This is a genomic window from Streptomyces sp. NPDC057616, assembly GCF_042800575.1.
Taxonomy (GTDB): domain Bacteria; phylum Actinomycetota; class Actinomycetes; order Streptomycetales; family Streptomycetaceae; genus Streptomyces.
Genome location: NZ_JBHVGU010000012.1, coordinates 196,811 through 222,156 on the forward strand (window position 1 = coordinate 196,811; position 25,346 = coordinate 222,156).

At 72.4% G+C, this 25,346-nt stretch carries 19 protein-coding genes; 10 read left to right on the plus strand and 9 right to left on the minus strand.

Annotated elements, in window-relative coordinates; genetic code table 11:
* The first annotated feature begins 502 nt into the window (after nucleotides 1-502).
* The gene (locus ACFU97_RS17535; protein ID WP_384256940.1) at nucleotides 503-1,780 is read left to right on the plus strand and encodes an MFS transporter; all 1,278 of its coding nucleotides are present in this window, start codon (nucleotides 503-505) and stop codon (nucleotides 1,778-1,780) included.
* Between the two features lie 17 nt (nucleotides 1,781-1,797).
* Here ACFU97_RS17535 and ACFU97_RS17540 read toward each other — a convergent pair whose 3' ends face one another.
* The 6 genes from ACFU97_RS17540 to ACFU97_RS17565 form a co-directional block, all read right to left on the minus strand.
* Nucleotides 1,798-4,674 (minus strand): glycoside hydrolase family 2 TIM barrel-domain containing protein, encoded by a 2,877-nt coding sequence (locus ACFU97_RS17540; RefSeq protein ID WP_384256942.1) that lies wholly within the window; start codon nucleotides 4,672-4,674, stop codon nucleotides 1,798-1,800.
* Between the two features lie 25 nt (nucleotides 4,675-4,699).
* Nucleotides 4,700-5,569: a carbohydrate ABC transporter permease gene (locus tag ACFU97_RS17545; protein ID WP_384256945.1), complete on the minus strand. Its 870-nt coding sequence runs from the start codon at nucleotides 5,567-5,569 to the stop codon at nucleotides 4,700-4,702.
* The gene (locus ACFU97_RS17550; protein ID WP_384256947.1) at nucleotides 5,566-6,534 is read right to left on the minus strand and encodes a carbohydrate ABC transporter permease; all 969 of its coding nucleotides are present in this window, start codon (nucleotides 6,532-6,534) and stop codon (nucleotides 5,566-5,568) included. The genes ACFU97_RS17545 and ACFU97_RS17550 overlap by 4 nt, the downstream gene beginning before the upstream one ends.
* A gap of 20 nt (nucleotides 6,535-6,554) precedes the next feature.
* Nucleotides 6,555-7,820, minus strand: coding sequence for an ABC transporter substrate-binding protein (locus ACFU97_RS17555; protein WP_384256949.1), 1,266 nt, complete (start codon nucleotides 7,818-7,820; stop codon nucleotides 6,555-6,557).
* Between the two features lie 666 nt (nucleotides 7,821-8,486).
* On the minus strand, nucleotides 8,487-9,746 hold the full coding sequence (locus ACFU97_RS17560) for an ROK family transcriptional regulator (protein ID WP_384256951.1): 1,260 nt from the start codon (nucleotides 9,744-9,746) through the stop codon (nucleotides 8,487-8,489).
* A gap of 217 nt (nucleotides 9,747-9,963) precedes the next feature.
* On the minus strand, nucleotides 9,964-11,217 hold the full coding sequence (locus ACFU97_RS17565) for a D-arabinono-1,4-lactone oxidase (RefSeq protein ID WP_384256953.1): 1,254 nt from the start codon (nucleotides 11,215-11,217) through the stop codon (nucleotides 9,964-9,966).
* A 141-nt stretch (nucleotides 11,218-11,358) separates the two neighbouring features.
* On the opposite strand from ACFU97_RS17565, the gene ACFU97_RS17570 reads away from it, so the two are divergent.
* From ACFU97_RS17570 to ACFU97_RS17600, 7 genes are all read left to right on the plus strand, one after another.
* Nucleotides 11,359-12,366, plus strand: coding sequence for a hydroxyacid dehydrogenase (locus tag ACFU97_RS17570; protein ID WP_384256956.1), 1,008 nt, complete (start codon nucleotides 11,359-11,361; stop codon nucleotides 12,364-12,366).
* An 88-nt stretch (nucleotides 12,367-12,454) separates the two neighbouring features.
* Nucleotides 12,455-13,129 (plus strand): pyridoxamine 5'-phosphate oxidase family protein, encoded by a 675-nt coding sequence (locus tag ACFU97_RS17575; RefSeq protein WP_384256958.1) that lies wholly within the window; start codon nucleotides 12,455-12,457, stop codon nucleotides 13,127-13,129.
* A 58-nt stretch (nucleotides 13,130-13,187) separates the two neighbouring features.
* On the plus strand, nucleotides 13,188-14,516 hold the full coding sequence (locus ACFU97_RS17580) for a radical SAM protein (protein ID WP_384256961.1): 1,329 nt from the start codon (nucleotides 13,188-13,190) through the stop codon (nucleotides 14,514-14,516).
* 231 nt (nucleotides 14,517-14,747) lie between these two features.
* Nucleotides 14,748-16,226 (plus strand): cellulose binding domain-containing protein, encoded by a 1,479-nt coding sequence (locus ACFU97_RS17585; protein WP_384256963.1) that lies wholly within the window; start codon nucleotides 14,748-14,750, stop codon nucleotides 16,224-16,226.
* A 209-nt stretch (nucleotides 16,227-16,435) separates the two neighbouring features.
* On the plus strand, nucleotides 16,436-17,536 hold the full coding sequence (gene rsgA, locus ACFU97_RS17590) for a ribosome small subunit-dependent GTPase A (RefSeq protein ID WP_384256965.1): 1,101 nt from the start codon (nucleotides 16,436-16,438) through the stop codon (nucleotides 17,534-17,536).
* Nucleotides 17,537-17,612: 76 nt separating this feature from the next.
* The gene (locus ACFU97_RS17595) at nucleotides 17,613-19,013 is read left to right on the plus strand and encodes a DNA-3-methyladenine glycosylase 2 family protein (RefSeq protein ID WP_384256967.1); all 1,401 of its coding nucleotides are present in this window, start codon (nucleotides 17,613-17,615) and stop codon (nucleotides 19,011-19,013) included.
* Entirely contained in the window at nucleotides 19,013-19,513 is a 501-nt protein-coding gene (locus ACFU97_RS17600; RefSeq protein ID WP_384257046.1) for a methylated-DNA--[protein]-cysteine S-methyltransferase, read from the plus strand. Before ACFU97_RS17595 ends, ACFU97_RS17600 begins: the two co-directional genes overlap by 1 nt.
* On the opposite strand, the gene ACFU97_RS17605 is transcribed toward ACFU97_RS17600, so the two are convergent.
* The 3 genes from ACFU97_RS17605 to ACFU97_RS17615 form a co-directional block, all read right to left on the minus strand.
* On the minus strand, nucleotides 19,510-19,890 hold the full coding sequence (locus tag ACFU97_RS17605; protein ID WP_384256970.1) for a PPOX class F420-dependent oxidoreductase: 381 nt from the start codon (nucleotides 19,888-19,890) through the stop codon (nucleotides 19,510-19,512). The two genes, ACFU97_RS17600 and ACFU97_RS17605, sit on opposite strands and share 4 nt — an antisense overlap.
* Nucleotides 19,891-19,996: 106 nt before the next feature.
* Nucleotides 19,997-20,479 (minus strand): DUF456 domain-containing protein, encoded by a 483-nt coding sequence (locus tag ACFU97_RS17610; RefSeq protein WP_384256972.1) that lies wholly within the window; start codon nucleotides 20,477-20,479, stop codon nucleotides 19,997-19,999.
* 56 nt (nucleotides 20,480-20,535) lie between these two features.
* The gene (locus tag ACFU97_RS17615) at nucleotides 20,536-21,525 is read right to left on the minus strand and encodes a helix-turn-helix domain-containing protein (RefSeq protein ID WP_384256974.1); all 990 of its coding nucleotides are present in this window, start codon (nucleotides 21,523-21,525) and stop codon (nucleotides 20,536-20,538) included.
* A 500-nt stretch (nucleotides 21,526-22,025) separates the two neighbouring features.
* Between ACFU97_RS17615 and ACFU97_RS17620 the strand changes: the two genes are divergently transcribed.
* A complete protein-coding gene (locus ACFU97_RS17620; RefSeq protein WP_384256976.1) occupies nucleotides 22,026-23,519 on the plus strand; it encodes a PP2C family serine/threonine-protein phosphatase in 1,494 nt (497 codons plus the stop codon).
* 78 nt (nucleotides 23,520-23,597) lie between these two features.
* Entirely contained in the window at nucleotides 23,598-25,340 is a 1,743-nt protein-coding gene (locus tag ACFU97_RS17625; RefSeq protein WP_384256978.1) for a pyruvate dehydrogenase, read from the plus strand.
* The last annotated feature ends 6 nt before the right edge of the window (nucleotides 25,341-25,346 follow it).

Here is a 25,346-nt window from a genome sequence, read left to right on the forward strand (position 1 = left end):
GTGGGGGGGGGGGGGGGGGGTTGGGGGGGGGGGGGGGGGGGAGGGGGGGGGGGGGGGGGAGGGGGGGGGGGGGCCCCTCCTTGGGGTGGGGGGGGGGGGACCCCGTGCCGGTCGCCGTCAGGCCCGTGAGGGTGAGCGCGACGGCCGCGAGGGTGCCGATGAGTCGTCTCATGGTGGGGGTGTCTCCGCTCGGAGGGAGTGGGGAAGGGGGGAGGAACGAGCGTCGGTAACCTGAACGTTGCTCATGTTCGGTGTCAACCAGTGTGACCGGACAGGGCAGTTGGGAGAACAGGGCGGGACGAGTTCACAGCTTCGGCCGAGTTCCTGGGCGGACTCGGCGTGATGCTCTTCGACGTCGGCCTCAACTCGCCGCAGGCGGCGGTGATTTCGGACGGTCTCCGGCGGTGCGCTCGCTCGGTCAGGTGCCCGCCGTGGCAGGGACGGAGGACATGCGGCGCGGACATAGGGTTGCCGGAGCCGGCGAGGGGGAGTGGGGGGACGCGTGACGAGTGAGGCGCGTACGGACGGCGGTGAACCCGGTGGACGGTCGCTCGACGGTGCGTCCGTCGCCGGGCAATCCCTGGGGCGGAACAAGGACTTCGGGGTCTTCTGGGTCGCGCAGACGCTTTCCGTGCTCGGTGACTCGTTCGCTCTGATCGCTCTGCCCCTGCTGGTGCTCGAGGCCACCGGATCGGTCGCCAGGATGGGGCTGCTGACGGCCGCCGGGTCGGTGGCCGCCGTGGGTGCGGCGGTGTTCGCCGGGGCGCTGGTGGACCGGGCCGACCGCCGGCGGCTGCTCATCGCCTGCGATCTCGTGCGGATGGTGCTGTACGGCGTCGTCCCGGTGGTCTGGCTGTTCGGGCCGCGGATCTGGCTGCTGTACGTCGTGCTGCCGCTGTGCGAGGCCGTCGGGATGCTCTTCGCGGTCGGCTATGTGACCGTCGTACGCAGTCTGGTCGGTGGCGAGCGGCTGACCGAGGCCAACGGCCGGCTGAACGCGACGGCCGCGGCGGCCGGGGTGCTGGGACCGCTGGGCGCGGGAGTCGTCGCGGGATGGACCGGGCCGGCCGCCGCGGTCGGCGTCGACGCGGCCAGCTTCGGGGTGTCGGCGGCCTGCATGCTGCTCGTGCGCTTCCGCGCCCGCCCCGCCGACGACCGCGCGGCGCGCGGCGCCGGGCTGTGGCGTGACCTGCGCGCGGGCGTCTCCTTCCTGCGCGGCCACCCGGTCCTGCGCTCCCTCACCGCCCTCCTGTGCGCCTTCAGCTTCCTCACGCTCGGCCTGACCGACCTGGTCATCTACCACCTCAAGCACGACCTCGGCCACGACGACGGCACGGTCGGCACCGTCATGGCGTGCGGCGCGCTCGGCACCATCGCCGGCTCCCTGCTGGTCGCCCGCATCCGCCGCCGGCTCGGCTTCGGACGCACCTGGACGGGCGCCGTCGCCGTGTGCGGACTCGCCTTCGCGGGCCTCGGCCAGGTGCACGGCGTCCCTCTCGTGGCGGCGCTGAGCGCGGCCTTCCTGGCCTGCGTCGGGATCGCCGGCACCTGCTCCATGTCCCTGCGCCAGGAGATCACCCCCGAGCCCCTGCTCGGCCGCGTCACCTCCGCCTTCTGGACCCTCCAGTACTCCGCCGCCCCCCTCGGCGCCGCCGTTCTGACCTGGTCGGCGGAGCATCGGGGGACGGCGGCGGTGAGCCTGGTGGCGGGCGGCTGCTGCGTCCTGGTCGCGGTCGCGGCCCTGTTCACGCCGGTACGGCGCTCAGGGCGCCCCGCGTGACCCGCTGCCCGTGACGCTCAGCCGATCTCCGTGAACACGAAGGAGAACTCGGCCGGTTCGGCGGTCAGCCGGTACTGCGGCAGCACGCCCGGGCCGCAGGAGCCCGAGCCGATGCCGTGCAGGCCGTGGTCGAGATGGACCCAGACCGTGTCGCCCGGCGTGAGGTCGGTGAGATGGGTGGCCGCGTCCAGCTGCTCCGTCGTCCAGCGCCGGGCGCTGAAGGAGAACTCCGGGTCGCCCTCGACGCGCAGCCCGCCGATCTCCGCCCAGCGGACGTCGGCGCGCGCGCCGTTCTCCTGCGGGCGTACGTACGGCGTCTGCAGGCCGTCCACGGTGGACTCCCAGCGGCCCAGCCTGGACGCCGACTTGGTGTCCGGATAGCCCTCGCAGGGACCGCCGCCGAACCACCGCACGGCGTCGGCCCGCGCCAGCCCGAGGCGGATGCCGAGCCGGGGCAGGGGCATCGTCCACTCGCCGTCCGGCCCCACGGACACGGTCAGCTTCAGCGCGGTGCCGTCCGACGTCCAGCGGTACACCGTGCGCAGGCCGAACTCCCAGGCGGCCGGCGCCACCCGGGTCCGCACGGTCAGCGCGTCGTCGCCGAGCTCCACGGCGTCGAGCCGGTGCCGCATCCGGTGCAGGCCGTACGTGCGCCAGACCGTCGCCCAGCGGGTGTCGGACTGCCACGCGGCGCCCGCGTCGTTGTCGGTGGTGGCGCGCCACACGTCCAGGCGCAGCCCGCTCACCCCGACCCCGCCGATCGTCCGCAGCGCACCGGTGCGGGCGTCGAAGGAGGCCGGGCCAAGGGTGATCACCCGGTCCCCGAGCACCGGTCCGTCGGTCGCGGCGACCGCGGGCAACGACCGTACGGCGACGGGGGCCTGTCCCCACGCGATTTCGTGCCCCCGGGGCGCCCAGGCGGTGTCCGCCGCGAGCAGCGCCCGTACCGTCCACCCGGTCTCGGCACCCCGCGGCGTCTCCACGGGCGGCTCCGGCAGCTTGACGTCGGCCGAGGCGCCGGGTGCGAGCGCCGGGACCGGCAGCGTGCCCGTCCCGGCCGTCTCCCCGTCCACCTGGTACGACCACTCGAAGGCGAGGTCGGACAGGTCGGCGAAGTCGCGCCGGTTGGTGATCCGCACGGTGCCGTCCGGATGGTCGGACGCGATGGTGACCGGCTCGACGACCTTCTTGAACTCCAGCAGGCCGGGGGAGGGCCTGCGGTCAGGGAAGACCAGGCCGTCGCAGACGAAGTTGCCGTCGTGCAGCTCCTCGCCGAAGTCGCCGCCGTAGGCGAAGCCCAGCCGCGGGTGGGTGATGCCGTGGTCGATCCACTCCCAGACGAAGCCGCCCTGGAGCCGGTCGTGGGCCTCGAACAGCCGCTGGTAGTCGGCGAGGCCGCCCGGGCCGTTGCCCATGGCGTGGGCGTACTCGCAGAGGATGAAGGGGAGTTGGCGCCGCCTGTGCGTCCCGCCGTCGAGGTTCCGGCCGATGCTCTCGACCTCGGCGTGGGCGGCGTACATACGTGAATAGACGTCCGTGTCACGGCAGTCGATGTCGCCCTCGTAGTGCACGAGGCGTGCGGAGTCGCGTGTGTGGATCCACTCGGCCATGGCGGTCAGGCCGCGTCCGGTGCCGGCCTCGTTGCCGAGCGACCAGATGACCACCGACGGATGGTTCTTGTCGCGCTCGACCATGCGCGCGGCGCGGTCGAGCAGGGCCGGGGTCCAGCGGTCGTCGTCGACGGGGTTGTCCCGCCAGGCCTGTTCGGTGAAGCCGTGGGTCTCCAGATCGCACTCGTCGATCACCCACAGGCCGTACTCGTCGCACAGGTCGAGGAAGGCCGGGTGCGGCGGATAGTGCGAGGTGCGGACGGCGTTGAGGTTGTGCCGCTTCATCAGCAGCACGTCCTCGCGCATGGTCTCCAGGTCCAGGGCGCGGCCCTTGTCCGGGTGCCACTCGTGCCGGTTGACGCCCTTGAAGAGCAGCGGCCTGCCGTTGACCTTGACGAGACCGTCCTCCAGGGCGACCGTCCGGAAGCCGACGCGCAGCGGCACGCGTTCGCCCGCGGTGACGAGCACGCCGTCGTAGAGCTTCGGCGTCTCGGCGGTCCACGGCTCGACGGGGACGGTCACCGGGGTACCCGTCTCGACATCGATGTCCAGCGCGGGCACGGACACCCGCCCGTCGACGTCGGAGTCGACGCGCAGGGTGCCCTCGCCCGTGCGGTGGTCGTAGGAGGCGTGCACGAAGAAGTCGAGCGCGCTGCCGGCCGGGCGGTGCAGCAGCGTCACGTCCCGGAAGATGCCGGGCAGCCACCACTGGTCCTGGTCCTCCAGGTACGAGCCGGCCGACCACTGGTGCACGCGGACGGCCAGCACGTTGCCGCTCGGCTTCAGCAGATGCCCGACCGCGAACTCGTGCGGCAGCCGGGAGCCCTTGAACTCGCCGATGTCCGTGCCGTTGAGCCAGACGCGGGCGCAGGACTCCACGCCGTCGAAGCGGATCACCGCACCGCCCTCGGACAGGTCCGGCCAGTCCGCGGGCAGGTCGAAGACGCGCAGGTGGTCGCCGGTCGGGTTCTCCGTCGGGACGCGCGGCGGGTCCACCGGAAAGGGGTAGAGGTGGTTGGTGTAGATCGGCAGGCCGAACGCGCCGTCGCCCTGGAGCACCCAGTGACCCGGGACCGTGACCTCGGCCCAGTCCCCGGCGTCGAATCCCGGCTCGGCGAACGAGTCGTCCTCTGCGTCGGCGGTCGGTGACCACCGAAGCCGCCAACTGCCGTTGAGTGAAAAGGACTTCGCGTCCGAGGACGCGTACCAGGCGCGCGGCGGCAGAGCCCCGCTGCCGGGGGAGACGTCCTCGACGTAGTCGATGGCCGTGGTGCGGAAAGACATCGGTCTCCAGGTCGTGGAAGGAGGGTCAGCCCTTGATGCCGGTCTGCGCGATCCCCTGGACCAGCCAGCGCTGGAGGAAGAGGAACACGAACACCAGGGGAAGGATGGAGATGGCGGTGGCCATGAAGATCAGATGGAAGTTGACGGTCTGGTTGGTCATGAAGGAGGAGAGCGCCACCTGAACGGTCCAGGAGCTCGGGTCCTGGCCGATGACCAGCGGCCACAGGAAGGCGTTCCAGCCGCTGATGAAGGTGATCGTGGCGATCGCCGCGAAGAAGTTCAGCGAGTTGGGCACGACGATCCGCCAGTACGCCCCCCAGTAGCCGAGCCCGTCCACGCGCGCCGCCTCCTCCAGTTCCTTCGGGAACCCCAGGAAGTACTGCCGGAACAGGAAGCAGGTGAAACCACTGAACAGGCCCGGGACGATCAGACCGCGGTAGGTGTCCACCCAGCCGAGGGAGGAGACCAGCACGAAGCTCGGCACGAACGTCACGGCCGTCGGGACCATCAGGGTGGCGAGGACGGCGTAGAAGACCTTGTTGGCGTGCCGGTACGGGATGCGGGCCAGGCCGTACCCGGCCAGGGAGCACACCAGGAGGGTGCCCACGGTGGTCAGCAGGGCGACCACCGTGGAGTTCCACAGCGAGCGGCCGTACTGGACCGTCGTGTCGTCGAACAGCTCGGAGATGTTGCCCCATTGGAAGGACGGAAGCCACTTCCAGGTCTCGCCCGTGATCTCCGGGTCGGTGGACAGGGAGTTGCGGACGATCAGGTAGAAGGGGATCAGGAACAGCAGGGCGGCGACGACGACGGCGAGGTACAGGCCGGTGTTGCCGAGGACGCCGCCGCGCTTCCCGCGGCCCTGTGTGCGGATCCGCGGTGCGGTGCTGGTCACTGGGAGTCCTCCCCTCGTCCGAAGCCCAAGAGCTTGCCCTGGAACAAGGTGACGAGGCAGATCAGCAGCGACAGGACGACCGCGCCCGCACTGCCGGCGCCGTAGTCCTGGTTGGTGCCGAGGGCCGCCTTGTAGAGCTCCATGAGCGGTGTCTGGGCCCAGGTCGCCTTGGTCGTGATGATGTTGAAGAACTCGTCGAACGCCTGGTACGCGGCGATGAGCAGCAGCAGGATCACCGCGGTGGAGGTGGCCCGCAGCTGCGGCAGCGTGATGTGGCGGAAGGTCTGCCAGCCCGACTTGGCGCCGTCGATGGCGGCGGCCTCGTACAGCTCCGGCGGGATGTTCTGCAGCGCGGCCAGGAACAGGATCATGTAGAAGCCCGACTGGATCCACAGCCGCAGGGTGACGATGACCAGCCAGTACCAGGGCGGGCTGGGGTTGGCGAGCCAGGCGATGTTGTCGACGCCGAACCAGCCGAGGACGGTGTTCGCCAGGCCGAAGCGGACGCCGCTGAAGATGGACATCTTCCAGATCAGCGCGGCGGCGACGTAGGAGACGGCGGTCGGCAGGAAGAACACCGACCGGAAGAACGCCCGCATGAACCGCAGCCGGTTCACCAGCAGCGCCAGCCCCAGCGACAGCGCCCATGTCGTCGGCACGATGAAGGCCGCGAAGACGGTGAACGTCAGCAGCGAGCCGGGGAAGTTGCTGTTGGTCAGGATCTGCCGGTAGTTGTCGAGGCCGACGAAGCGGCTCGGCGTGACGGTGTACCGGGCGTCGAAGAAGCTGAGCCAGACGCTCCAGCCGATCGGCACGAAGACGAAGATCACCAGGCCGATCAGGAACGGCCCGGTGAAGAGCCAGAAGTTCAGGGTGGCATTGGCCCGCAGGCCCCGCCGCGGCCGGGCCGCGGGGGCCTCGGCCGAGGCGGGCCCGGCGACCCCGCGCGTGGTGGTGGTCGACATGACGTGGTCTCTCCGCCGGCCTATCCGAACAGCTTCTTCAGCTCGACGTCGACCTTCTTGTCGCAGGTGTCGAGCGCGGACTCCGGGTCGCCGCCCTTGCGGACGCAGGAGGCGATCACGTCGTTGAACGCCGTGATCATGGTCTGGTCCCAGCCGATGTTGTCGAAGTGGCCGAAGTCGTTGAAGAGCTTGACGCCCTCGGCCGGCAGGCCCGACTTGAGCTTGGTGGCGCCGCCCGCGATCGAGGTGCGCGGCGGGATGTGGAAGCCGTAGGACAGCGACCAGTCCTCCTGGTACTTCTTCTGCTCGATCCACAGCCACTTCACGTATTCCTTGGCCGCGTCGACGTTCTTGCCCTTGGCGTTGACGAACATCGACCAACCGCCGTTGTAGACCGACTGCTTGCCGCTGCCGCCGATCTTCGGGAACGGGAAGATGCCCAGGTCGTCGCCGAGCGCTTTCTGCATCGCCGGCATGGACCACATGCCGCCCCACTGGATGGCGCACAGGCCCTGGTCGAGCGAGGACGGGTCCCAGAAGTCGGTCGGCGCGTCGAGGAGCACATGGCCGCTGGTGAACAACTGGCGCAGCTGCTTGAGGCCCTGGACGACCCCGTCCGTGTGGTACGCGATCTTGTTGCTCGCGTCGAGGGTGTCGGCGCCGGCCGACCAGATCACGTTGGACTGGACGGCGGTGAAGTCGTTGCCGAGGTAGACGCCCTTGACCTTGTCGGTGGTGAGCTTGGCGGCGGCCTCCAGCAGCTCGTCCATGGTGGTCGGCACACCGACCTTGGCCTTCTCCAGCATCGACTTGCGGTAGTAGAAGAACTGCGGGTCGTCGATCATCCGGACGCCGTAGATCTTCCCGTCGACCGTGTGCGACGTGATGTCGTTCTGGTTGAAGTCGTCCTTGACCGGGTCGATGATGTCGCTCAGGTCGGCCACCTGGCCGCTCTTGACCATCTGCAGCTGCGGGTGGAACTCGAAGACGTCCGGCGCCTGCTTGGTGAGCAGCGCCGAGAAGAGCTTGGCCTCGAAGTTGTTGCCCGTGATCCAGTTGGTGCTCACGTGCGCGTCCTGGTACGCGGCCGCGTACCGCTTGATGGCCTGCTCGGTGCCGGCCTCGCCGTAGGCGTGGAAGTACTGGACGAGCTGCTTGCCCGAACCGGAGCCGCCCCCGCGGCCGTTGTTGCTGCCGCACGCGGCGAGCGTGCCGGCGGCCGCCATGCCCGCGGCGGCGCGGAAGAGGGATCGGCGGGACCAGGTGCTGTTGCTCATTGCCGACATGCTGACGTCCTTGTCTCGTGTGCGGCTGCGGCTCCACGGCTTCAGCGCGACGTGGCTCGAAATGCGGTGCGGTGCGGGGACGTTATTCTTCTGCTAAGCCTTCGGCAAGGGGTTGGACGAAGTCTGCGCGAAGCGTTGTACACGGTTCGGGATGCCGAACGGATGGTACGGAGGTGCTACGGCTTCTCTGCCTGCTCCAGCTGAAGTCCGCAAGTCGTCGTCAGGCCTGAACTCCCGTCCGTCAGGTACCCGTTGGCGCCCCTGAGGCCGCCCTCCGAACTGCCGTGGCCCTTCCGGTCGAAGACGTGTCGTGGGAGCCGTCGGGCGCCGGGAAGTCCTCGGCTGCGCGGGCGGGCGTGGTGACCGCGGCACCGCCACCGCCGATGGTGTAGCGGTACGCGAGAGGTCGAGGCCCTGCCTCGAGAAGAGCAACCGGGCCACCCGGGCCTGCACTTCGGGCCGGAAGTGCTGCAGGTCGTCGACCCACCAGGCGCCGGACGCGCCGATGTCGTCGATGGTCTGGGCGGCGTGCGGGGAGACCTCGGCCGCCGCGGGGGGCGGCCGAGACGGGCGGGGCGGAGGTCGGGGGTGCCGCGAGGGCGAGCGCGGCAGCGGCCGTCGGCAGGAACGGTTTTCTGCGGTGGGTCACGTGCATCCCCGCCGTCGTCATGAAGGTGGTGCGGTACGGCTCCTTGCGGGGGTGGTGCGGTTCTTCGCGGGCTGTGCCGTCTGCCCGGGGCGCGTCTGCAGCGCCCCTTCCAGCGCGAACGTCGCCGCGCCCAGGCAGACCGGGTCGGTGGGGATGGGGGAGAGGACGATCTCGGTGGCCGCCATCGGCCGCGGCAGCGCGTGCCGGGCGACCGCCTCGCGCACCTCGGCGATCAGCGGGTCGCCGAGGGCGCTCGCGACCCAGCTGCTGAGCACGACCACCTCGGGGTTGAACAGGTTGACCAGATCGGCGATGCCGGCGCCGAGGTACTTGACGGTGTCGCGGACCACCTTGAGCGCCACCGGGTCGCCGGTGCGCAGCCCCAGCGCCAGCGCGTCGACGGTGGCCGTCTGGTCCTCGGTGTGCAGCAGCGGACTGTCGGGGCTCAGCTCCCGCAGGGTCAGCATGATCCCGGACGCGCCGACGTAGGCCTCCACGCAGCCGTTCTTGCCGCACCGGCACAGCCGGCCGTCCAGGACGATGGTGGTGTGGCCCCACTCGCCGGCGCTGTTGCTGACGCCCCGGTGCAGGGCGCCGCCGAGGACGAGTCCGGCGCCCACGCCGGTGCCGAGGTTGACCACCACGGCGTCCCCGCGCCCGCGCACCGCCCCGAACCACAGCTCGGCGACCGCGGACGCGCGCAGCGGGTTGTCCAGGTACAGCGGGTAGGCGATGTGCTCGGTCAGCAGGTCCAGCAGCGGCACGTCGTGCCAGTTCCAGTTGGGCGCGTACTCCGAGAAGCCGGTGGCGCGGTCGACCTGGCCCGGGACGCTCACGCCGACCCCGAGCACCCGGGCGCCCTCGATTCCGGCCTGCGCCACCACCGAGCCGACGGCGGCGGCGACATGGCCGACCACCTGCTCGGGCAGGCTCTCGCCGGGGCGGACGTCCTCCTCGGCGCGGGCCAGCACGTTCAGCGCCAGGTCGAACAGCTCGACATGGACGTACGTCTCCGCGATGTCGACGCCGATCAGCGCGCCGCCCGAGGCGTTGACGGCGACCAGGCCGCGCGGGCGGCCGCCCGCCGAGTCCTCGAAGCCGACCTCGGTGATCATCCGCAGCTCGAGCAGCTCGCCGACGAGCGTGGCGACCGTCGCCAGGCTCAGCCCGGTGGCGGCCGCCAACTCCTGCCGTGAGGTGGGAGACTGGGCGATGATCTGGCGCAGCACCTCGTAGCGGTTCGCGGTGCGGATGTCCCGTGATGTGCCGCGCTTCATCGAAGTCCCCTCCCTGCCGGGCCCCTCCGGCGCGGCGCAAGGCTATGGCCTGCGGAGGACTTTCGACAAGGGGTTAGGAAAGGGGTCCGGAAAAGTCCTGGCCCCGGGCCCCGGAGGGCGCGACGGGCACGCGACGCGTGGCGGAGAACCGACGCGTACGAGCCCGGACGCGCCGCGGAGCCCGGACGCGCGCCGGCGCCCGGACGCGCGGCGTAGGTCAGCCGTCGAGCACGTCCCGCACGAACGCGTTGCTGAACTTCCCCGCCGGGTCCAGCGCCCGCGCCAGCGCCCGGAAGTCGTCCAGCCGCGGGTACAGACCCCGCACCGCCGGCGCCGGCAGGGTGAACACCTTGCCCCAGTGCGGGCGGGCGCCGAAGGCGTCCAGCGCCTCCTCCAGCCGCCGCACCACCGGCAGCACGGCCTCGGTGTCCTCGATCCAGGTGAAGTGCAGCGCCACGGTGTCCCGCCCGTACGCCGGGCTCAGCCACTGCGTGTCGGCGGCGACGGCACGCACCTCGCAGGTCTGCGTGACGGGTGCGAGCGTCGCCCGGACCGCGTCGACGGCGTGCAGCGCGTCCAGCGCGTGCGGCCGCGGCAGCAGGTACTCCGACTGGAGCTCCGCACCGCTGCTCGGCACGAACTCGGCCCGGAAATGCGGCAGTCGCTCGTGCCAGGGCCCGGGCACGCCGAACTGCTCGGTGCAGTTGACCGCCGGCATGCCCGGCACCGGGTGCAGCTTCTCGGTCGCGGGCGGGGCCCACGGGAAGTCCGGCAGCGGCTGGTCGGTACGCCGCTTGCGCCACACCTGGCGGAAGCCCGGCGCCCGCCAGTCGGTGAACAGGCTCACGCTGTACGCCGACGCCATGATCGTCTCGAACGTCCCGAAGTCCATTCCGTCCAGGGGGAGTTCGGTGAACAGGTGCTGCTCGACCTCGTAGGCCGGCTCCAGGTCGAGGATCAGGGCGGTCACGACACCCAGCGCGCCCAGCGAGGTCACGGCGCCGTCGAAGCGGTCGTCGCCGCGTGCGATCCGCAGCGTCGACCCGTCCGCCACGACCAGCTCCACCTCCCGTACGGCCGAGGCGAGCGAGCCGTTGGCCACGCCCGAGCCGTGGGTGCCGGTGGCCACCGAACCGGCGACGGAGATGTGCGGCAGCGACGCCATGTTGGGGAGGGCGAGCCCGTGCGCGTGCACCGCGCGGGCCAGTTCCGCGTACCGGACGCCGCCCGAGACCCGTACCGTACGGGCGGCCGTGTCGACGTCGAGCACCGGCGGCAGCCCGGCGATGGAGACCAGCGCGCCCTGCGGGCCCGGCTCGGCGATCTCGTTGAAGGAGTGGCCGCTGCCGAGCACGCGCACCGTCGTGCTCGCGGCCACCAGGGTCCGGAGCGCGTCGAGCGAGTGCGGGCGCAGCAGCTCCTTGGCCGTGTAGGTGATGTTGCCGGCCCAGTTGGTGACCGTGTCCGTCATGCGTGCCGTCCCTCCGCGGAGTGTGTGCGCGTTGACCCTCTCATCCGCACCCGCCTACTTTAGAGAGCGTTTTCCACGCGGTTTCCGTGCCCCCGGCCTCGTGCCCCGGCGTGCGCGCCGCCCGGCTGGAGGGTCACGTCGTTGCCCGAGCGTCCCCAGGCGCTGTTCGCCATGACCGCCGAGAACGTTCCGCAGGTCTTCCCGCCCCAGGTGCTGGCGCGGCTGCGCGAGTCCGTGGACGTCGACCCCGCACTGGTGGTCCAGGACGTCACCGGTCCCGCGGCCCGCGACGCGCTGGCCCGCACCGAGATCCTGATCACCGGCTGGGGCTGCCCCCGGCTGGACGCGGCCGCCCTCGACGCGGCGCCCAAGCTGCGCGCGATCCTGCACTCGGCCGGGTCGGTCAAGGGCTTCACCACGCCCGAGGTGTGGCGGCGCGGCATCGCGGTCTCCTCGGCGGCCGCCGCCAACGCGATCCCGGTCGCCGAGTACACCCTCGCCATGATCCTGCTGGCCGGCAAGGACGCCCTCGGCGCCCGTGACCGGCTGCGCACCGGGCGCGCGTTCCCCGGCTGGGAGGTCGTCCCCGGCATCGGCAACCACGGCCGCCGGGTGGGCGTCGTCGGCGCCTCCCGCATCGGCCGCCGCCTGCTGGACCTGCTCCGCCCCTTCGACCTGCGCCCGAGCCTGACCGACCCGTACGTGGACGAGGCGCAGGCCGCCGCGCTCGGCGTCCCGCTGCTGCCCCTGGACGACCTCCTGCGCACCTCGGACGTCGTGACGCTGCACGCCCCCTCGACCCCGGAGACACGACACCTGATGGGCCGCCGCGAACTGGCCCTGATGCCCGACGGGGCGGTCCTGATCAACACCGCGCGGGGCGCCCTGGTCGACCACGAGGCGCTGACCGCCGAACTGCGCACGGGGCGCCTCGCCGCGATCCTCGACGTCACCGACCCCGAGCCGCTGCCGCCCGACTCACCCCTCTACGACCTCCCGAACGCCTTCCTCACCCCGCACCTCGCCGGCTCCCAGGGCAACGAGGTCGCGCGCCTGGGCGGCGTGGTGGCTCAGGAGGCGGACCGGTTCGTCAGGGGTGAGGGACTGGCGTACGCGGTGGACCCGCGGATGCTGGAAAGAGAGGCTTGAGCTACGGATTTCGTAGCTCAAGCCTCAAGTGATGGGTGATATCGAATCCCCGTAGCCATCTCGATGCGATATCAGTAGCGTACGGACCATGGCTCCCGAACCGTTGCCCCCGGCCCTCCCGCAGACCGGCCTCACTCGTCATCGCCGCCTGCGCGAGCAGGGCAGTCTCGACCGGGCCGACCTGGAGGCGATCCTCGACGCCGGATTCGTCTGCCACCTCGGTGTGGTGGTCGAGGGGCGGCCGCTCGTCGTCCCGACGGTCTACGGACGGGACGAGCGGCAGCTCTACGTCCACGGGTCCGTGGCCAGCCGCAGCCTCGCCGGCGGTACGCCGGTCTGCGTCACCGTCACACACGTCGACGGCCTGGTCCTCGCCCGCTCGGTCTTCGAGCACGGCGTGAACTACCGCAGCGCGATGATCCACGGTGAGGCCCGCGCGGTGACCGACCCGGAGGAGAAGCTGGAGGGCCTGCGACGTCTCACCGAGCACGCGGCGCCCGGGCAGTGGTCCTACGCCCGCCGCCCGAACCGCAAGGAGCTCGCGGCCACCACCCTGCTCGCCCTCTCCCTGGAGGAGGCCTCCGTCAAGATCCGCACCGGGCCGCCCGACGACGGCGACGGCCCGGACGCGGAGCTCGGCCTGTGGGCCGGCACCCTGCCCCTGACCTCGCTCTGGGGCGCTCCCGTCGCCGACCCGGCGCTGCCGCCGGGCACCCCCGTACCAGGACACATCGCGCACCGTGGGGGGACCCGGCACGGCTGACGCGCGGGCGAAGGCATACCGTGAGGAGTCGAACGTCCGAACCGGGAGGAGAGTGGGGATGGGCAGCCGTACCGCACTGGTCGAGGATCTGATGGAGCGCTTCCCGCACGTGCCGCGGGAAGCCGTCTTCAAAGAGGACCTGCTGCGAGGAGGCGTGGCCTTCGACCCGTCCGCGCTGAGCGACAACGAGTCCGGCGAGGTCAAGCCGAAGTCCTACTTCATCTTCTCCTTCGACCACGGCACCCTGCCGGAACTCGGCGAGGCCGCTCTGCGGCGTCCGCCGGAGGAGATCATCCTCACCGGCGGCCCCTACGACCTGCGCCGCACCGTCGTCTCGGTGCGCGTGAACCCGGCCTCGCCGTACCGGGTCGCCGCCGACGAGCACGGCGTGCTCGGCCTCTACCTCGACGGGAAGCGCATCTCGGACGTCGGCGTGCCGCCCATGCCCGAGTACTACCGGCACACCCTCTCCAACGGGAAGTCGGTCATGGAGGTCGCCCCGACCATCCAGTGGGGCTACCTGATCTACCTCACCGTCTTCCGCGTCTGCCAGTACTTCGGCGCCAAGGAGGAGTGCCAGTACTGCGACATCAACCACAACTGGCGCCAGCACAAGGCGGCCGGGCGGCCGTACACGGGCGTCAAGGACGTGGAGGAGGTCCTGGAGGCGCTGGAGATCATCGACCGGTACGACACCGCCAAGGCGTCCACCGCCTACACGCTCACCGGCGGCGCGATCACCAAGACGGTCTCGGGACGCGACGAGGCCGACTTCTACGGCCACTACGCCAAGGCCATCGAGGAGCGCTTCCCCGGCCGCTGGATCGGCAAGGTCGTCGCGCAGGCGCTGCCCAAGGACGACGTGCAGCGGTTCAAGGACTACGGCGTGCAGATCTACCACCCCAACTACGAGGTGTGGGACGAGTATCTGTTCAAGATGTACTGCCCGGGCAAGGAGCGGTACGTCGGCCGGGACGAGTGGCACCGGCGCATCCTGGACTCGGCGGACGTCTTCGGCGCGCGCAACGTGATTCCCAACTTCGTGGCGGGCGTGGAGATGGCCGAGCCCTTCGGGTTCAAGACGGTCGACGAGGCGATCGCCTCCACCACCGAGGGCCTGCGCTTCTTCATGTCGCACGGCATCACGCCCCGCTTCACCACCTGGTGCCCGGAGCCCACCACCCCGCTCGGCAAGGCCAATCCGGCGGGCGCGCCGCTGGAGTACCACATCCGGCTGCTCCAGGCCTATCGCCAGACGATGGAGGACTTCGGCCTGTCCTCGCCCCCCGGCTACGGCCCGCCCGGACCCGGCCGCGCCGTCTTCTCCGTCAGCTCCTTCATGGACAGCCTCCCGGCGCAGGAGGCGGCGCAGACGGCGCAGGTGTGAGCCAGAGCTTCGAGTGATCCCTGGGCACGGTGAGTCGAAGCGTGGTCTCCTTGCGTACATGAGGCTGTAGTTGCGCCGCGCGGCCGGTTCCCCAGGGGTCTGTCAGGACAACTGAACACAGCGCTTGTCAGTTGTGAGAGAAACGTGAAAGGCTCCTGCCCTGCCGCGAGGTTCCCCCCAACTCCTTTGCCGTCATGGTGAGTTGACCTCGCTTGTGGATGCAGGAGACCCATGCCCGACCTGCCGACCCCGAAGGACGCCGCCGAGGCCGCGCTGTTCTCCGAGTGCTGGGACGCGGTGCTTTCCTACGCGGACCTGTGCACCGCCGGCGCTGCGGCGGCGACGCAGCTGGCCACCGAGGCGTTCGCGCTCGGAATCCGTGAGGTCCGCGCGTCCGGGGCCGCCGCGGTCCGCGACAGCGGCCGCCGCCGGCCCCGGCTGCCGGTGATCCCGCTGCTGCTGACCGCCGTACGCACCACGGCGACGGCCTGGGAGTCCGGCGGCCAGGGGTCCGACCTCGACCCGGACCTGCGGCTGTGGCTCAACTCCGACAAGGCCGCGCGCTACACCGGACTCCCACTGCGCCGCCCGCTCGCGCTGCGGGCCCTGCGCGATCTCCAGGAGCCCGACGCGGCGCTGCTGTGGCTGGCCGAGGTGGAGGCGCTGCCGCTGCCCGTGGTGGCCCGCCGGCTCGGCCTCGACCCGGACCTGGTCGGCGACGAACTCGCCCAGGTGCGAGGCCTGTTCAGGGACCGCTGCCACCGCGCCCACCTCGACACCCCGATGGACGCGCAGTGCCGCAGCTACGCCCGCCTTCTCGACGCGGTCACCCGCTCGCCGGCCGCCGACGTCCCGCCTGACCTCTCGCGGCACCTGGCCACCTGCGTGGACTGCGCCGAGGCCGCCGCCTGTCTGCGCCCGCAGGGCGGCGGGCTGCCCGCCGCCCTCGCCGGCGGCGTCATCGGCTGGGGCGGCCTCGCCTACCTGGAGCGCCGGCGCCGCGCTGCCGAGGTGCGCCTGGGCGCCGGACGCCCCGAACGGGCCGACGCCGAGGGCCGCGAGCCGAAGAACGGCACGAACCGCGCACGGGTGCTGCGCGGTGGCCTGCTCGCCACCGCCGTCGTGGTGTCGCTGCTCGCGCTGGCGGTGTCGCTGATGCCGTTCGGCTCCGGTGACGAGGGCGCCGCGGGCGGCGACACCCCGGCCGACAGCTCGCCGGTGGCGGCCCCCGCGCCGTCCCTGCCCGCCCTCACGACCTCGCCCGCCGCCTCCCCGACGCCCACCCCGACCGCGACCAGGACCCGCGGCAAGGCGAAGAACCCGGACCCGGAGCCGCAGGGCACCACCTCGTCCACGGCCGCGAGCAAGCCGGTGCCCGACACGAGCGAACCGGCCTCCTGCGAGGTCACGTACCACCTCGACAGCCAGTGGCCCGACGGCTTCCAGGCCACCGTCTCCGTCACCACCGCCGGTGCGCTCGACGGCTGGCAGGTCGCCTGGTCCTTCCGCGACGGCCAGCAGGTCGGCCAGATGTGGGACGCGAGCGTCGCCCAGACGGGCTCCCGCGTCACCGCGTCCAACGCCGACTACAACAGCTCGGTCGCCGCGAACGGCACCCTCACCTTCGGCTTCCTGGCGTCCTGGCAGGGCACGAACTCACCGCCCTACGCCTTCACGCTCAACGGGCGTGCCTGTACGAAAACCGGTTGACGGGCCACCGCCGCGACGGGCTACTGTGGCGGCGGTTCACACGGCGGCCCCCGGCCGCCGTGCCGAGACAAGTGTGTGACCGAGGAGGTGTCGACCGATGGCTGTCTTTGCGACGAGCGCTGCCCGCATCCAGATCATCACGTCCACCTCCGTGGCCGCCGGCTGACGACCTCTCACCTCGCCGGGGCCGCCCTTCGAAGGGTCACCCCTTGACTTCCAGCTCTGCTGCTTCCGTTTTCTCCGCGCTCACTCCCTACGGCTGGGACGACGCATGGGCGGACGAGTTCGCCCCCTACGACACCGAAGGACTCCTGCCCGGGCGGGTGATCCGGGTCGACCGCGGTCAGTGCGACGTGGTCACCGCCGGCGGAATCGTCCGGGCCGACACCGCGTTCGTCACCCCGCACGACCCGATGCGGGTCGTGTGCACCGGCGACTGGGTCGCCGTCGAACCCGGCGGGAACCCCCGCTACGTCCGCGCGTATCTGCCGCGCCGTACCGCCTTCGTGCGCTCCACCTCCTCCAAGCGGTCCGAGGGGCAGATCCTCGCCGCCAACGTCGACCACGCGATCGTCGCCGTGTCCCTCGCGGCCGAGCTCGACCTCGGGCGCATCGAGCGCTTCCTGGCCCTGGCCTGGGAGTCCGGCGCGCAGCCGCTCGTCGTGCTCACCAAGGCGGACCTGGTCCCGGACCCGGTGACGCGGGCGCACCTCGTGCAGGACGTCGAGCTGTCGGCACCGGGCGTGCAGGTGCTGCCCACCAGCGCCGTGGACGGGGGCGGGCTCGACATCCTCGTCGCCACCGTCTCGGGCGGCACGTCGGTGCTGCTCGGCCAGTCCGGCGCGGGCAAGTCGACCCTCGCCAACGCGCTCCTCGGCGCCGAGGTCATGGAGGTGCAGGCCACCCGGGACGTCGACGGCAAGGGACGCCATACGACGACCACGCGCAACCTGCTCGCCCTGCCGGGCGGGGGCGTCCTCATCGACACACCCGGCCTGCGCGGCGTCGGCCTGTGGGACGCCGAGACCGGTGTCGGGCAGGTATTCGCCGAGATCGAGGAACTGGCGCAGCGGTGCCGCTTCCACGACTGCGCCCACGAGGCGGAGCCGGGGTGCGCGGTGCTCGCCGCGCTGGACTCCGGTGACCTGCCGGTCCGCCGGCTGGAGAGCTACCGCAAGCTCATGCGGGAGAACCAGTGGATCGTCGCCAAGACCGACGCGCGGCTGCGGGCCGAGCTCAGGCGCGACTGGAAGCGGAAGGGGGCCGAGGGCCGCGCGGCGATGGAGCTGAAGCGCGGCCGTACCCGGTAGAAGCCGGGACGGTCCCAGTGTCGCGTCCGATTTCCGCCAGACCGGTGGGCCGCCAGGGCGGAGACTGGAGAGCGTGATGGACGAGGACACACGCTACGAAGCCGTACGCAGCCGCGACGCCCGTTTCGACGGTGAGTTCTTCTTCGCCGTCGAGACGACCGGGATCTACTGCCGGCCCAGCTGCCCGGCGGTGACGCCGAAGCGGCGCAACGTGCGGTTCTTCGCGACGGCCGCCGCCGCGCAGGGCTCGGGGTTCCGGGCCTGCCGGCGGTGCCGGCCGGACGCCGTGCCCGGATCGGCCGACTGGAACGTCCGCGCGGACGTCGTGGGGCGGGCCATGCGGTTGATCGGGGACGGCGTCGTGGACCGCGAGGGCGTCTCCGGGCTCGCGGCACGGCTCGGCTACAGCGCGCGGCAGGTGCAGCGGCAGCTGACCGCCGAGCTCGGTGCCGGGCCCGTCGCGCTCGCCCGGGCCCAGCGCGCGCACACCGCGCGCGTGCTGGTGCAGACGACGCGGCTGCCGATCACGGAGATCGCGTTCGCGTCCGGATTCGCCAGCGTGCGGCAGTTCAACGACACCATCCGTGAGGTGTACGCGGCCACCCCGACCCAGCTGCGGACCACCGCACCGGACGGGGGCCGGGCCGGGCGGCGGGGGACCCCCGGCGCCGAGATCCCCCTGCGGCTCGCGTACCGGGGGCCGTACCGCTCCGGTGCCGTCTTCGACCTGCTGGCCGGCGAGGCCGTGCCCGGGGTCGAGGAGATGAGCGGGGAGCGCGGGCGGCGGACGTACCGCCGCACGCTCCGGCTGCCGCACGGCACCGGCATCGTCGCCGTCGACGAGCGGACGGGCAGCGCCCGGTCCGCGTCCGGGCCCCACCCCGGCGGCTGGCTGGACGCCCGGCTGCACCTCACCGACCCCCGCGATCTGACCACCGCCGTCGGACGGCTGCGGCGGCTGTTCGACCTCGACGCCGACCCGTACGCCGTCGACGAGCGGCTCGGCGCCGACGACCGGCTCGCTCCCCTGGTCGCCGCCCGGCCGGGGCTGCGGTCCCCGGGCGCCGCCGACGCCGAGGAGCTGGCGGTGCGCGCGGTGGCCGGGACGGCGCAGGCCGAGCGGCTGGTGCGGCGGTACGGCAAGGCGCTCGACTCGCCCTCCGGCGGCCTCACCCATCTCTTCCCGGAGCCGGCCGTCCTCGCCGGGGCCGAACCCCACGGCGCGCTCGGCGCGCTCACGGCCGCCCTCGCCGACGGCGCCGTACACCTCGATCCCGGCGCCGACCGCGACGACGCGGAGGCGGCCCTGCTGGCCCTGCCCGGCCTGGACGCCGCTACCGTCGCCGTGATCCGCACCCGCGCCCTCGGCGACCCGGACGTCGCCCCGCCCGGCCCGGACGTGCCCGACAGCTGGCGCCCCTGGCGCTCCTACGCCCTGCAACACCTGCGCGCAGCAGGAGAGTTGGACCGACCGTGATGACCACCCTCTGGACCCGCGTCGACAGCCCGGTCGGCCCCCTCCTCCTGACCGCCGATCCGAGCGGCGCCCTGACCTCCCTCTCGGTGCCCGGGCAGAAGAACGGCCGCACGGTGCAGGACGGCTGGCGGCACGAGCCCGCGCTCCTGCGCCCCGCCGAGGAGCAGCTGGCGGCCTACTTCGCCGGTGAACTCAAGGAGTTCCGGCTGGAGTTCAGCACGCCGGGCAGCGAGTTCCGCGAGCGGGTGTGGGCCGCCGTCGAGTCCGTGCCGTACGGGGCGACCACCACGTACGGAGAGATCGCCGCCCGTATCGGTGCCTCCCGCGCCGCCGTGCGGGCCGTCGGCGGCGCGATCGGCGCCAACCCGCTGCTGATCGTCCGCCCGTGCCACCGGGTGATCGGCGCGGACGGATCGTTGACCGGCTACGCGGGCGGCCTGGAGCGCAAGGTGCGGCTGCTCACCCTGGAGGGGAGCCTCCAGGGCGTGTCCGGCTCTTAGGACGTGCCGTCGTCCTCCAGGCCCCAGCTGTGGATCCGGCGCGGGTGGATGCGGATCACCTCCTCGCTGAAGTGCGGGCCCAACTCGTGCGGCCCGGTGAGGAGTTCGGCCTCGCCACGGATGTCGATGCCGCGGACCCTCCAGGGGCGCAGGCTGACGATGTCGTCGACGACCAGGGCCACCTTGGGGTTGTGCCGGAGGTTGCGCCACTTCTTGGTGCGGCCCATGGCATGGCCGCCGACCAGGATCGTGCCGTCGTCCTGCGGGAAGAAGCCGACCGGGTTCGCCTGCGGCTGCCCGTGCGGGTCGACGGTGGCCAGCCGCCCCAGCCGCTGCGATCTCAGATACGCGCGCTCGGCCTCGCTGAATTCGGTCATGCCCGCCAGCCAAACACGCCACCCCGGCGCGCACATCGGTCCCCGCCCTACGCCGCCGGACCTACGCCCGCCCCATTGGCTCGGCGCCGCGTCAGCCCCGGACCCGTCAGCCCCAGACCACCGCCCCCAGCCACGCCCCCGCGATCAGCAGGCACGTGAACAGCTCCGCCAGCAGGCTGGAGCCGCCCGAGCGCATAGCGGTCCGCAGCGCCGCCATCGCCTCCCCGTGCCGTCCCAGGCGGTGGCGCTCGCAGAGGTAGATGCCGCCCATGAAGCCGGGGATCGCGCCGAGCACGGGGATCAGGAGGAAGCCGAGGAACGCGCCCGCCCCCGCGCAGGCCCAGGTGCGGGCGGTGGCGTCGCACGCGCGCAGCCGTCTGGGCGGCAGGGCCCAGCGCACCACCTGGGCGAGAAACAGCGCGACGGTCGCCCCCACCAGCACGAACCACGCCACCGGCTGCGGATCCTTCAGCGCCCACCACAGCAGGGCGGCCCACACGAGCCACGACCCCGGCAGCCCGGGCACCAGCACTCCGCACAGGCCGAGCAGGAGGACCAGTCCGACCAGCAGGAGGTCCCACACTCCCATCTGACCAGGGTGCCGGAGGAGCGCGGAAGCCGCAGATCAGCCGTGATCGGCCGTGCTCAGCCCGAGTGGTCCCGGGCCACCCAGCCCCGCTCGTACGCGTGCCAGCCGAGCTGCAGCCGGGTCGTCACGCCCGTCAGCTCCATCAGCCGCTTGACCCGGCGCTGCACGGTCCGCAGCCCCAGGTCCAGCTGTTTCGCCACGCTCGCGTCCGTCAGGCCGGCCAGCAGCAGCGACAGCACCTCCAGGTCCGTGGCGTCGGGCCCGTCCGGCTGCTGCTCGGTGACCCCGTCCGCCCCCAGCCGCAGTGGCAGCGCGTCCCGCCACACCGACTCGAACAGCCCGGACAGCAGCTCCAGCAGCCCGCTCTCGTGGACGACCAGCGCGGCCGGCTCCGCGGTGTGCGTGGTCAGCGGGACCAGGGCGAGCGTCCGGTCGGCCACCACCAGCTTGGTCGGCACCCGGTCCACCACCCGCACCTGCTCGTCGCGGCCGAGCGCGGCGGACAGCTCGGTGATGCCGTCCGGCAGGTCCAGCACCGAGCGCTCGACCACCACCCGGTAGCGGACCCCGCGCCCGGCCGCCTGCTCCTCCGCCTCGTTGTCCGGGCCGGTGACCACGACCGGGGCGCCGGTGACCAGGGCGCACACCTCCTCGCTCGCCCCGAGCTGAAGCTGCAGGAAGCGCTGGGCGACCGCGGCCGCGCCGATCACCACCTCGACCAGGTCGTGCACGGCGGGCTCGGCCGCGGCCGCCCGGTACTCCTCCGCGAGCAGCGCCACCGCCAGCTCCGCCTGCTCCAGCTCGTGCCGCTGCTGGGTGAGCAGGGCGCCCAGCGCCACCGCGGGCGGCGCCGCCACCCAGCGCCCCGGCCGGGCCGAGGACTGCGCGGCGAGCCCGTGCCGCTCCAGCCGGCGCAGCGCGCGCTCGGTGTCCTGTTCGCCGAGCACCAGCCGCCGCGCGAGATCGGGCACGTCCGCCGCGCCCACGGACACCAGCGCCCGGTACGCCGACTCGTGCGTCTCGTCCAGCCCCAGCACGCCCAGCATCGGTCTCCCGCCCTCCCCGACGTTCCGCGCGGGGTGCGCGGTGGCGGAAAACAGCCACGGCGCAAACCCGCCTCGGCACATCATCGCCGTATCACCCGGCACTCTGCCAAGGTGTGGGCACGCCTGGGTTGATCAGCACGTGTGCGAGGCGGAGGGGGCGCGTCCGCGCCGCACGGCGGATCTTCAGGTACATCGGTCACACTCGGGTCCGGTCGACCGGGACCTTGGCGTGATCCGGGCATCCAGAGCGTGATCCGGGCCCGAGACGTGCCGTCGGCGCAGCGCCGGCACGAAGGGGATTCGGGCCCGGGTCACTCCCACGTCGCCGGGCGGTTCTCCCGTGGGGGGTGGAACCGCCCGGCGGCCTTGACGCACGGCCGTTCGACGGCCCCCCCGACGCGCCGTTCGAGGCGGACAGCGCGCCGTTCGAGGCGGAGTGCCGTGCCCGATTTTCCTGATGCCCCGTTTTCATACGGCCCGGTCGGTGGACAATTGGGGGCATGAGCCAGCAGGGGGGAAGTCCCACCGGTCACGACGACGACTGGTGGGGGCAGTTGTACGACGAGGCCACCGAGGACACGGGGCCCACACCCGCGCCCGACAGCCTGGACGACCGGTTCGCCTCCGCCTCGGGAGCCGTCGGCGGAGCCGAGCACGAGGGCGCCGAGGCGCCCCCGGCACCGCCCCGCGCCGCGATCGCCCCGCAGCGCGCCCCCTGGGAGCCGCCGCCGGCCGCACCCGCGGGCCCGGCACCGGTCTCCGCGCAGTCCGGCGTGCAGTCCGGCGCCCGAAGCGGGGTCGAGTCCGGCGCCCCATCCGGTGACCGCACCTCGACGGAGACCCCCGCCACGACGGCCCCCGCCTCGGCCGCCTCCGTCGCTCCGGCCGCTTCCGCAGCCTCGGCCGCCTCCGTGACGGACACCGTCGCGGACACCGGTGGTGCCGGCGCGGAGCCGCCGCCGGAGCCCGCGCCCGACGGACAGGCCGCCCGCACCGCCACACGGCTGGACGTCCCCACCCTCCCGCCGTCCCCGGTCGACTACGTCGGCTCGGGCCCGCCCACCTACGAGGCCGAGCCCACCGCGCTGCCGCCCGCCGACCCGGACGACCTCGACGACCTGGTCGCGGACACCGTGCTCGACGGCGCCCGCTACGGCGCCTGCGTCCTGCGCGCCGCCTCCGTCCGCGGGGACTCCGCGCGCTACCGCGGCGAGCCGCGCCGCGACTCCCTGCTCACCGCCCGCTTCGGCACCGGCGAACAGGCCCTGGTCCTGGTCGCGATGGCCACCGGCGCCCGCGCCACCCCGGGTGCGCACCGGGCCGCCGCCGAGGCCTGCCACTGGATCGGCCGGGCCGTCGGCCGCAGCCATGCCCGGCTCGCCGAGGACATCAGGGCCGGCCGGCGCGGCGACCTCAAGTCGGGCCTGCACCGCCTCACCGACCGCAGCCTCGGCAAGCTCCGCGCGAGCGCAGCCGAGCAGGGCATCGAGCCGGAGGAGTACGCCGCCACCCTGCGCTGCCTGCTGCTGCCGGCCGACCCGGAGTGCCGCACCCGCGTCTTCTTCGGCGTGGGCGCCGGCGGACTGTTCCGGCTGCGCGACGGCGACTGGCAGGACATCGAGCCGCGCGTGGGCGAGGTCGCCGGCGAACCCGTCGTCGGCTTCGGCTCCCTGCCGGCCGAGACCCCCGAGGGCGACCGGCTCACCATGGACCTCGGCATCCCCACGCCCCCGAGCCCGTACGACCCCGCACCCGAACCGCCCCGCGAACCCTTCCGGTTCCGCGCCTCCGTCGCCCGCACGGGTGATGCGCTGCTGATGTGCACCGGAGGTCTCGCCGAACCCCTGCGCGGCGAGCCCGACCTGTGCCGCCACCTGGCGACCCGGTGGTCCGGGGCCAACCCGCCCGGTCTCGCCTCCTTCCTCTCCGACACCCAGGTCAGGGTCAAGGGGTACGCGGACGACCGGACGGCCGCGGCGGTTTGGGAGGCGTGAGGGCCCGCGCTGTGAATTGATGGAACCCGGAGGGATCCGAAAGACGCAGACCGCGGAGACCGAAGGGCACTGACAGCCATGGCCAAGCAGAACGTCGCCGAGCAGTTCGTCGACATCCTCGTCCGCGCCGGAGTCAAGCGCCTCTACGGCGTCGTCGGCGACAGCCTCAACCCGGTGGTGGACGCCGTACGCCGCAACGCCGCCATCGACTGGGTGCACGTCCGCCACGAGGAGACCGCCGCCTTCGCGGCCGGTGCCGAGGCCCAGATCACCGGACAGCTGGCCGCCTGCGCCGGCTCCTGCGGGCCCGGCAACCTCCACCTCATCAACGGCCTGTACGACGCCCACCGCTCGATGGCGCCCGTCCTCGCCCTGGCCTCGCAGATCCCGTCCAGCGAGATCGGCCTCGGCTACTTCCAGGAGACCCACCCCGACCAGTTGTTCCGCGAGTGCAGCCACTACAGCGAGCTGATCTCCAACCCGAAGCAGATGCCCCGCCTGCTGACGACCGCCATCCAGAACGCGGTCGGGCGCGGCGGCGTCAGCGTGGTCTCCCTGCCGGGCGACATCGCCGACCAGCCCGCCCCGGAGCGGGCCGCCGAGACCGCGCTGGTCACCTCCCGGCCCAGCGTCCGCCCCGGCGACGCCGAGATCGACCGCCTCGTCGACATGATCGACCGCGCCGAGAAGATCACCCTGTTCTGCGGCAGCGGCACGGCGGGCGCCCACGCGGAGGTCATGGAGTTCGCCGGGAAGGTCAAGTCGCCCGTGGGACACGCCCTTCGGGGCAAGGAGTGGATCCAGTACGACAATCCCTACGACGTCGGCATGAGCGGACTGCTCGGCTACGGCGCCGCCTACGAGGCCACCCACGAGTGCGACCTGCTGATCCTGCTCGGCACCGACTTCCCGTACAACGCCTTCCTCCCCGACGACGTCCAGATCGCGCAGATCGACGTACGGCCCGAGCACCTGGGCCGCCGCTCCAAGCTCGACCTGGCCGTGTGGGGCGACGTGCGCGAGACGCTGCGCTGTCTGATCCCGCGGATACGCACCAAGCAGAACCGGCGCTTCCTGGACCGCATGCTCAAGAAGCACGCGGACGCGCTGGAGGGGGTGGTGAAGGCCTACACGCGCAAGGTCGAGAAGCACGTGCCCATCCACCCCGAGTACGTGGCGTCCGTGCTCGACGAACTCGCCGACGAGGACGCCGTGTTCACCGTCGACACCGGCATGTGCAACGTCTGGGCCGCGCGCTACATCTCGCCCAACGGCCGCCGCCGCATCATCGGTTCCTTCTCCCACGGCTCGATGGCCAACGCGCTGCCGATGGCGATCGGGGCCCAGTTCACCGACCGCAGGCGGCAGGTCGTCTCGATGTCAGGGGACGGCGGGTTCTCCATGCTGATGGGCGACTTCCTGACCCTGGTGCAGCACGACCTCCCGGTGAAGGTCGTCCTCTTCAACAACTCCTCGCTCGGCATGGTCGAGCTGGAGATGCTGGTCGCCGGTCTTCCCTCCTACGGCACCACCAACAAGAACCCCGACTTCGCGGCCGTCGCCCGCGCCTGCGGGGCCCACGGTGTGCGGGTCGAGAAGCCCAAGGACCTGCACGGCGCCCTGAAGGACGCCTTCAAGCACAAGGGCCCGGCGCTCGTCGACATCGTCACCGACCCCAACGCCCTGTCCATCCCGCCGAAGATCAGCGCCGAGATGGTGACCGGCTTCGCCCTGTCTGCGTCGAAGATCGTGCTGGACGGCGGGGTCGGGCGCATGGTGCAGATGGCCCGCTCCAACCTCCGCAACATGCCGCGGCCGTAGCGCCCC